The organism is Streptomyces sp. MBT53, from assembly GCF_016654115.1.
Classification (GTDB): Bacteria; Actinomycetota; Actinomycetes; order Streptomycetales; family Streptomycetaceae; genus Streptomyces.
On the sequence record NZ_JAEQAZ010000031.1, the window covers coordinates 68,522 to 75,246 of the forward strand.

9 protein-coding genes are annotated in these 6,725 nt (G+C 72.4%); 7 read left to right on the forward strand and 2 right to left on the reverse strand.

The annotated features are described in order from the left end of the window. Positions 1–2 precede the first annotated feature (2 nt). Together JHN45_RS14430 and JHN45_RS14435 are read right to left on the reverse strand one after the other, a co-directional pair. The gene (locus tag JHN45_RS14430; protein ID WP_201049248.1) at positions 3–737 is read right to left on the reverse strand and encodes an ABC transporter ATP-binding protein; all 735 of its coding nucleotides are present in this window, start codon (positions 735–737) and stop codon (positions 3–5) included. Further along, positions 734–955: a hypothetical protein gene (locus JHN45_RS14435; protein WP_200712780.1), complete on the reverse strand. Its 222-nt coding sequence runs from the start codon at positions 953–955 to the stop codon at positions 734–736. The genes JHN45_RS14430 and JHN45_RS14435 overlap by 4 nt, the downstream gene beginning before the upstream one ends. Before the next feature lie 166 nt (positions 956–1,121). On the opposite strand from JHN45_RS14435, the gene JHN45_RS14440 reads away from it, so the two are divergent. The 7 genes from JHN45_RS14440 to JHN45_RS14475 all read left to right on the forward strand — a co-directional run. After that, the gene (locus tag JHN45_RS14440; protein ID WP_201049249.1) at positions 1,122–2,438 is read left to right on the forward strand and encodes a sensor histidine kinase; all 1,317 of its coding nucleotides are present in this window, start codon (positions 1,122–1,124) and stop codon (positions 2,436–2,438) included. A 22-nt stretch (positions 2,439–2,460) separates the two neighbouring features. Further along, positions 2,461–3,120, forward strand: coding sequence for a response regulator transcription factor (locus JHN45_RS14445; RefSeq protein ID WP_200712782.1), 660 nt, complete (start codon positions 2,461–2,463; stop codon positions 3,118–3,120). 98 nt (positions 3,121–3,218) lie between these two features. Next, positions 3,219–3,773, forward strand: coding sequence for an RNA polymerase sigma factor (locus JHN45_RS14450; RefSeq protein ID WP_201049250.1), 555 nt, complete (start codon positions 3,219–3,221; stop codon positions 3,771–3,773). After that, positions 3,770–4,810 (forward strand): hypothetical protein, encoded by a 1,041-nt coding sequence (locus tag JHN45_RS14455; protein WP_201049251.1) that lies wholly within the window; start codon positions 3,770–3,772, stop codon positions 4,808–4,810. Before JHN45_RS14450 ends, JHN45_RS14455 begins: the two co-directional genes overlap by 4 nt. Positions 4,811–4,990: 180 nt before the next feature. Further along, entirely contained in the window at positions 4,991–5,830 is an 840-nt protein-coding gene (locus JHN45_RS14460) for a hypothetical protein (protein ID WP_307783106.1), read from the forward strand. Beyond that, positions 5,827–6,105, forward strand: coding sequence for a hypothetical protein (locus JHN45_RS14465; RefSeq protein ID WP_201049252.1), 279 nt, complete (start codon positions 5,827–5,829; stop codon positions 6,103–6,105). Before JHN45_RS14460 ends, JHN45_RS14465 begins: the two co-directional genes overlap by 4 nt. Positions 6,106–6,385: 280 nt before the next feature. Further along, positions 6,386–6,725, forward strand: a 340-nt coding sequence (locus JHN45_RS14475; protein WP_374195615.1) for a TOPRIM nucleotidyl transferase/hydrolase domain-containing protein, incomplete at its 3' end; no start/stop codon positions are given.

Below are 6,725 nucleotides of genomic sequence, written 5' to 3' on the forward strand. Positions count from 1 at the left end.
GTTCAGGACCTTCCCAACTCGACGAGACGGCTTGCCAGTTCGGGGGCGGTCGGCGCCTTGAGAGCCTCGACGACCCGGCCGTCCGCCATCACCAGCACGTGGTGCGCGCGGGCGGCGGCGGCCGGGTCGTGGGTCACCATCACGACCGTCTGACGCAGGTCGTTCACGAGGTCGCGCAGCAGATCCAGAACCTCGTGGGCGCTGCGCAGGTCGAGCGCGCCGGTCGGTTCGTCGGCGAACACGACGGCGGGCCGCGCCACCAACGCCCGTACGACGGCTGCCCGTTGCTGCTGGCCGCCGGAGAGCTCGGCCGGGCGATGGGACAGCCGGTCGGCCAGCCCGACCCGCTCCACCAGGGTGCGCAGCCAGTCGCGGTCGGCACGGCGGCCCGCCAGCCGCAGCGGGAGCGTGATGTTGTCCTCGATCGAGAGGGAGGGGATCAGGTTGTAGGCCTGGAACACGAACCCGACGCGTTCACGGCGGAGTTGGGTTCGGCGGGTCTCGTTCAGCCCGGCGATCTCGTGGCCGTCGATCCGGACACTGCCCGATGTCGGGGAGTCGAGCCCGGCGGCACAGTGCATCAGCGTGCTCTTGCCGGAGCCCGAGGGTCCCATCACGGCGAGGAAGGTGCCGCGCTCCACGGTCAACGACACGTCGTCCAGGGCCCGTACGCCTCCCGGGTAGGCCTTGCTGACGCCCTCCAGGGCGATGGCCGCAGTAGTGACCGTGGTGTTCATCGACGGCCCCGCAGGTTCCGTACGACGAGGGTGCCCGCGCACAGCACGGTGACCGCGCCGCACAGCAGGTGCACCCAGGTGTCGGCGCCGCCGTAGGAGGCCGCCATGTTGGCGAGCGCGCTGGCGACCACCACGATCCAGAGCAGCGCGCGGGCGATGTCCCCGGCCCCGATCCGGTCGACGGGATCAGCGGGATCGGGGGTCGTCGTGTGTTGCATCGGGGCTGCTCCTGGGGTTGCGTACGGCTTCCGCTGTCGTCGTCGACGCTATGGACCGGCACCCCTCGCGGCCGATCCCGCAGCCCACCGGATACGAGGTACAGCAGGCTGTACTCCTGCCGTTCCGCGCCCGCGCGGAACTGCCGTACGGCATAGGGTCGTTCGTATGACAGCCAGCAGCACGAGCGAGGCCGGGGGTGGGACAGCCGTCCCGCGCGAGAGCGTCCGGCACCTCGCGCTACGGACCCTGAGCGGCGCGGGCCAGGCCCTCGCGCAGCTCGTCTCCGGGCTCAACACGGCAGTGCTCGCTGCGCTGTTGGTGCTGTGGCTGGCCGTCACCGCCGCGACGAGTGTCGTAGGGGTCGGGCTGCTCATGGCGCCCGCGCTGCTGCGTGCCCTGCACTCCCTGGCCGGCCGGGAGCGCGAGCGGCTCGCCCGCCGGGGCCCCGAGGTCGTCGCCCCGGAGCCGCCGCCCACCCGGCTGCGGCTCGCCCTCGTCGACGCCGCCACCCGCCGCGAACTGCGCTGGCTGGTACGGCACTCCACCCTGGGCCTGCTGCTCGGGCTGCTCGGCGCCCTGCTGCCGGCCCTCGCCGTGCGGGACACGACGTTCCCGCTGTACTGGACGTTCCTGCCCGCGAACACGACGGCCACCTCCCTGGGCGTCGGCAACGCGCACACCTGGCCGGACGCCCTCGCCGTGGCGCTGCTGGGCGTGGGCTGGATCGCCATCGTCCTGGGGCTGACGCCCGGCATGGCCCGGCTCCAGTCCGACCCCGGGCGACGGCTCCTGGCGGCCGGTCCCGACGTCGATCTCTCCCTGCGTGTCGCGGAGTTGACCGCCACCCGGGCCGCCGCCCTCGACGCGCACGCCACCGAACTGCGGCGCATCGAGCGCTCGTTGCACGACGGTGCGCAGAACCGCCTTGTCTCCGTGGCCGTGTTGATCGGGGCGTCCCGCCGCATGGTGGCCCGCGACCCGGCCGGCGCCGACGAACTCCTCGAACGCGCCCAGTCCGCCGCCGAACAGGCCCTGGCCGAACTGCGCACGGTCGCACGCGGCATCCTGCCCCCGGTACTGGCCGACCGTGGCCTCGCGGGCGCGCTGTCCGGTCTCGCCGCGGACTGCGCGGTGCCGTGCCGCATCGACGTCGACGTGCCCGCGCGCTGCGCCGCCTCCGTCGAGGCGACCGCCTACTTCGTCGTCGCCGAGGCACTGACCAACATCGCCAAGCACAGCGGCGCGCGGCACGCGGTCGTCAGGGTACGCGGCAGCGGCGGCCGACTGGTGCTGTCCGTCGAGGACGACGGCCGGGGCGGAGCTGGGGGCACCTCCCAGGCTTTCGGCTCTGGGGGAGAGGACGGCGGCTCCGGCCTCACCGGCATCCGCCGCCGTATCGCGGCCCACGACGGCAGTCTCACCCTGACCAGCCCGCCCGGCGGCCCGACCGTCCTGACGGTGGATCTCCCCAGTGGCTCCTGACGTACATGAGAGGGAACGTGTCATGCGGATCGTGATCGCCGAGGACGACCCGTTGCTGCGCGAGGGGCTCGCCCTGCTGCTGCGCGCCGAGGGGCTGGACGTGGTGGCCACCGCCGGCACCCCCGACGAGGCGCTCGACGCCATCGACGTGCACAAGCCGGACGTCGCCATCCTCGACGTACGGATGCCGCCGACGCACACCGACGAGGGCATCGTCGCCGCCGTCGAGGCCCGGCGCCGCCGCCCCGAACTGGCGGTGCTCGTCCTGTCGGCCTACGTCGAGCAGAGCTTCGCCACCGAACTGCTCGGCGGCGGTGTGAACGGGCTCGGCTATCTCCTGAAGGAACGGGTGGGCCGGGTCGAGGAGTTCCTCGACGCGCTGCACCGGGTCGCCGCCGGGGGCACCGCCATCGACCCCGAGGTCGTCGCCCAGCTCTTCACCCGCTCCCGCCAGGACACCCGCCTGGAACGCCTCAGCCCCCGCGAACGCGACGTGCTCGCCCTGATGGCCGAGGGGTTGGGCAACTCCGCCATCGCCGAGAGGCTCGTCGTCACGGACGGCGCCGTCCACAAACACATCCGCAGCATCTTCGCCAAGCTCGACCTGTCCCCCACGGACCAGGTGGACCGCCGAGTCGCGGCCGTCCTGCGGTACTTGGAGGATCTACGGCGGCTGGTCTGAGGCCGGGCGTCCGGTGACCGGCCCGCGAACGCTGTCGGGGGTTTCCGCCAAGTAGGGGGTGAGAGACCGCCGTTCGGCGGTCCTGAGACGGAGGTCCCATGACAGCGGGCCCGGACGACGAGGAGCTGCTGAGCCGTACGGCTCGCGACCCAGCCTCCTTCGAACCGCTCGTGCAACGCCATTCGACCGCCCTGCACGGCTACTTCGCGCGCCGCGCGCCCACCGCCGCCGACGATCTGCTCGCCGAGCTGTGGCTCCAGGCGTATGCGACGCGCCACGGATTCGACCCGGAGCGCGGGTCGGTACGGGCCTGGCTGTTCGGTGTGGCCAGGAACGTGCTCTCCACCCACTGGCGCCGGATCGCGACGGCCCGCCCCGACCTCCCGCGTACCGACGGGGACGACGATCCCTGGGAGGCGGTGGACAGCCGCCTCGACGCGGCGGCGGTGGCGCCGAAACTGCGCACGCTCCTCGGCCAACTTCCAGCGTCCGAGCGGGAGTTGCTGCTGCTGGTCGCCTGGGAGCAGTTGACGCCCAGCGAGGCCGCCGCCGTGGTCGGCATACCCGCCGCGACGGCCCGTACCCGTCTGCACCGCGCCCGGAACCGGATGCGCTCGGGCGCCCCCCTCGACCTGACCGGAGAACGCACATGACCGACGTGACCGATCTGACCGAACGCGACGACTTCCTCGACTTCCCCGGCGCGGACGAACTCGTCGCGGCCGGGACGGTGGCCCCGCCCACGGACGACAAGATCATGGCCGTACGCGAGATGCTGGCGCTGATCGCGGACCGCGAGAACGAACAGGCACTCGCCGCCGTGGCGCACGACAACACGACACCGCTCGGCGCGGCCCGCCGCGACGGGCCCACGGCGGCGCTCGCACCCCCGGGTGAGCCGGAGCCCGTCGCCCGGCGGCGCCGGCTCTCCCGTCGCGGGCGGCGCGTCCTGGTCGCGGTCGCGGCGGTGGCCGCGATCGCCGCAGGCGCGACGGTGTACCCGGTAGTGGACATGGGCGGCAAGCCCGCGGCGACGGCCTCGGCCGGGTCGCGCTTCCTCAACGACATGGCCGAGGTCTCGAAGGAGACACCGGTGACCCACGGAAAGTACTGGATGGTCAGCCTCTGGGCGAAGGACGGTCGGCACACGGCGCAGTACACCGTGTACAACGACGGGTCCCGCTTCACCTGGACCCGGGCGGCGAACGGCAAGCTGGTCTGGTCCGGCCACACCATCGACAGCTGGAACGTGGGCAAGCGACGCCTGCCCTGGACCCAGTTCGGCCAACTGCCCACCGACCCTGAGAAGTTGAAGGCCTACTTCCCGAAGAATCCCCAGGAACGGATCGAGCAGATCATGAGGTTGCTGGCGGAGTCGCCCGCGAGCCCCGCCCTGCGATCCGCGCTCTACCAGATCGTCGCGAAGAGCCCTGACGTGACCATGAAGCCCGGGGTCAAGGACAGTCACGGCCGTCCGGGCACCGCGATCGTCGTCCACGTCCACGGCACGGACATGTTGCCCCTCAAGACCGCGCCGACCGGCAAGAAGTATCCCTTCCCCTACGACTACTACAACCGCTACATCATCGACCCGAAGACGAGCCGCATCCTGGAGGAGGGAGCCCCCGGCCCCGACCCGAGCATCCGGACGACCTATCTCAAGGTCGGCTGGACGGACCACATCAGCTGACCCCGCAGGTCCGACACCCCCGTCCGACCAGCGGACACACTTGCGGTGGAAGTTAGGTAACCCTTACCTTTCCCTTTCGCACCACTAAGGGCCCCGACCGCACCCCGGTCCGCCCGCGGCGAGCGCTTCACCGACGCAGCCTGGCCGTCCGCAGCCGCAATCCGCTCACAGGACGGGCACGTGAATCACTCGACCTTCGGTCTGTACGACCCTGCCCGCGACCACAGTGACTGCGGTGTCGGTTTCCTGACCCGTCTCGACGGGACGCCGTGTCGCGACGTGATCCGCAAGGGCGACGAGGCGCTCCGCGCCATCCCGCACCGCGGCGGCAAGTCCGCCGAGGGGGTCGGCGACGGCGCGGGCGTCAGCGTCGACCTGTCGGTGGAGTTCTTCGGCGCGCTGACCGGCGAGCCGCTGCGCACCGGTCACTTCGGCGTCGCCAACTGCTTCGTACCGAAGGACACTTCACGCCGTGCCGCGGCCGTCGCCCTGGTCGCCCGCAGCATCACCGACCAGGGCTTCGAGCTGCTGCTCGTACGGGACGTACCCGTCGACCACAGCGTGGCCCGCCCCGCCGCCGAACCGCACCAACTCCCCCTCGTGCAGTGGGTGTTCCGCGCCCCGGAGGACTGGGCACGCACCGCCGTGGACGCGGCCGCGCACCGCGCCCTGCTCGCGATCGAGGCCGTCGCCTACGCCGACGACACCTACGCGGGCCTGTACCCGCTGTCGCTCAGCGCCCGCACCCAGGTCCTCAAGGGACGCCTCAACTCCGGTGAGGTCATTGGGTACTTCAGCGACCTGAACGACCCCCGGCACTCCGTCCGCTCGCTCTACTTCCACACCCGTTTCTCCACGAACACCGAGCCGCACCCCACCATGGCGCAGCCGTTCCGGCTCATGGCGCACAACGGGGAGCTGAACACCGACCGCAACCGAGCCTGCGCGGCGAGGCGTTCGCGATCCGACCCGGGTCGATCGCACTCCGCGTCGACCCCGCCGGGATCGCGGCGGCGGTGATCGCGCGGGACGAGGACGCCGTAGCCCTGCGACTCCTCGACCCGGCCGGACGGACCGTGCACCAGGGGCAGTTGCTGTCGGAGGGCGACCGCCTGCTGGCGGGGCTGGCCCCCACGGTGCAGGCGGGGGCATCGGGCGGCGGGCCGCGGTCCACGGCTCCCGAGGTTCCGGCCGCCTGGGAGCAGGGTGACCAACTCGCCCAGCTGGACGCGGTGTTGGTGGACGGCGGGATGGCGCGACGGTCGGCGTTCCACCGCTACCGAGGCGGCGCGTAACGCCCGGTCGAGGTCGACGTCGTGGCCTCGGTGCTGGACCACGTCTGCTCGGTCGGACTCCCCGTCGGCGTCGCGGTGTTCGCCCCGTCGGCCATGGCCATGCAGGCGTGCGCCGGCCGGGTCCACGTCACCGACCGGACCGTGGGCGGGCGGGTGTTCGCCGCGATCGCCGACAGTTCGGTGGAGCTGGACCTGGCCTCCGTCCGCGCCTGCCACCTCGTCCGCTCCACCGCGGCGCACGCCNTACCGGGTCGGCCGGGGTGGGGCGGAGACTCGTCCCATGGTGGGCATGGTGAGCACGGGGGAAATGGACCGGTTCCGGGAGGCGGTCGCGGAGTGGGCGTCGGCGGCCGGTGACCCCGGTGAACCGGCGCGCGAACTGGCCGCGGAACTCGGCGTGCGGGTCGCCGTACTCCTCGAAGGCCCCAGCGATGTCGCAGCCGTGGACGCGCTCGCGACCGCCCGCGGCCGGGACCTGCCCGCCGAGGGAGTCTGCGTGCTGTCGATGGGCGGCGCGATGAACGTGGGCCGCTACGCCCGCCTCCTGGGCCCGTCACCATCCGGCCCGGGCCTACGCCTGACCGGCCTGTGCGACGAACGCGAACACCCCTACTACGCCC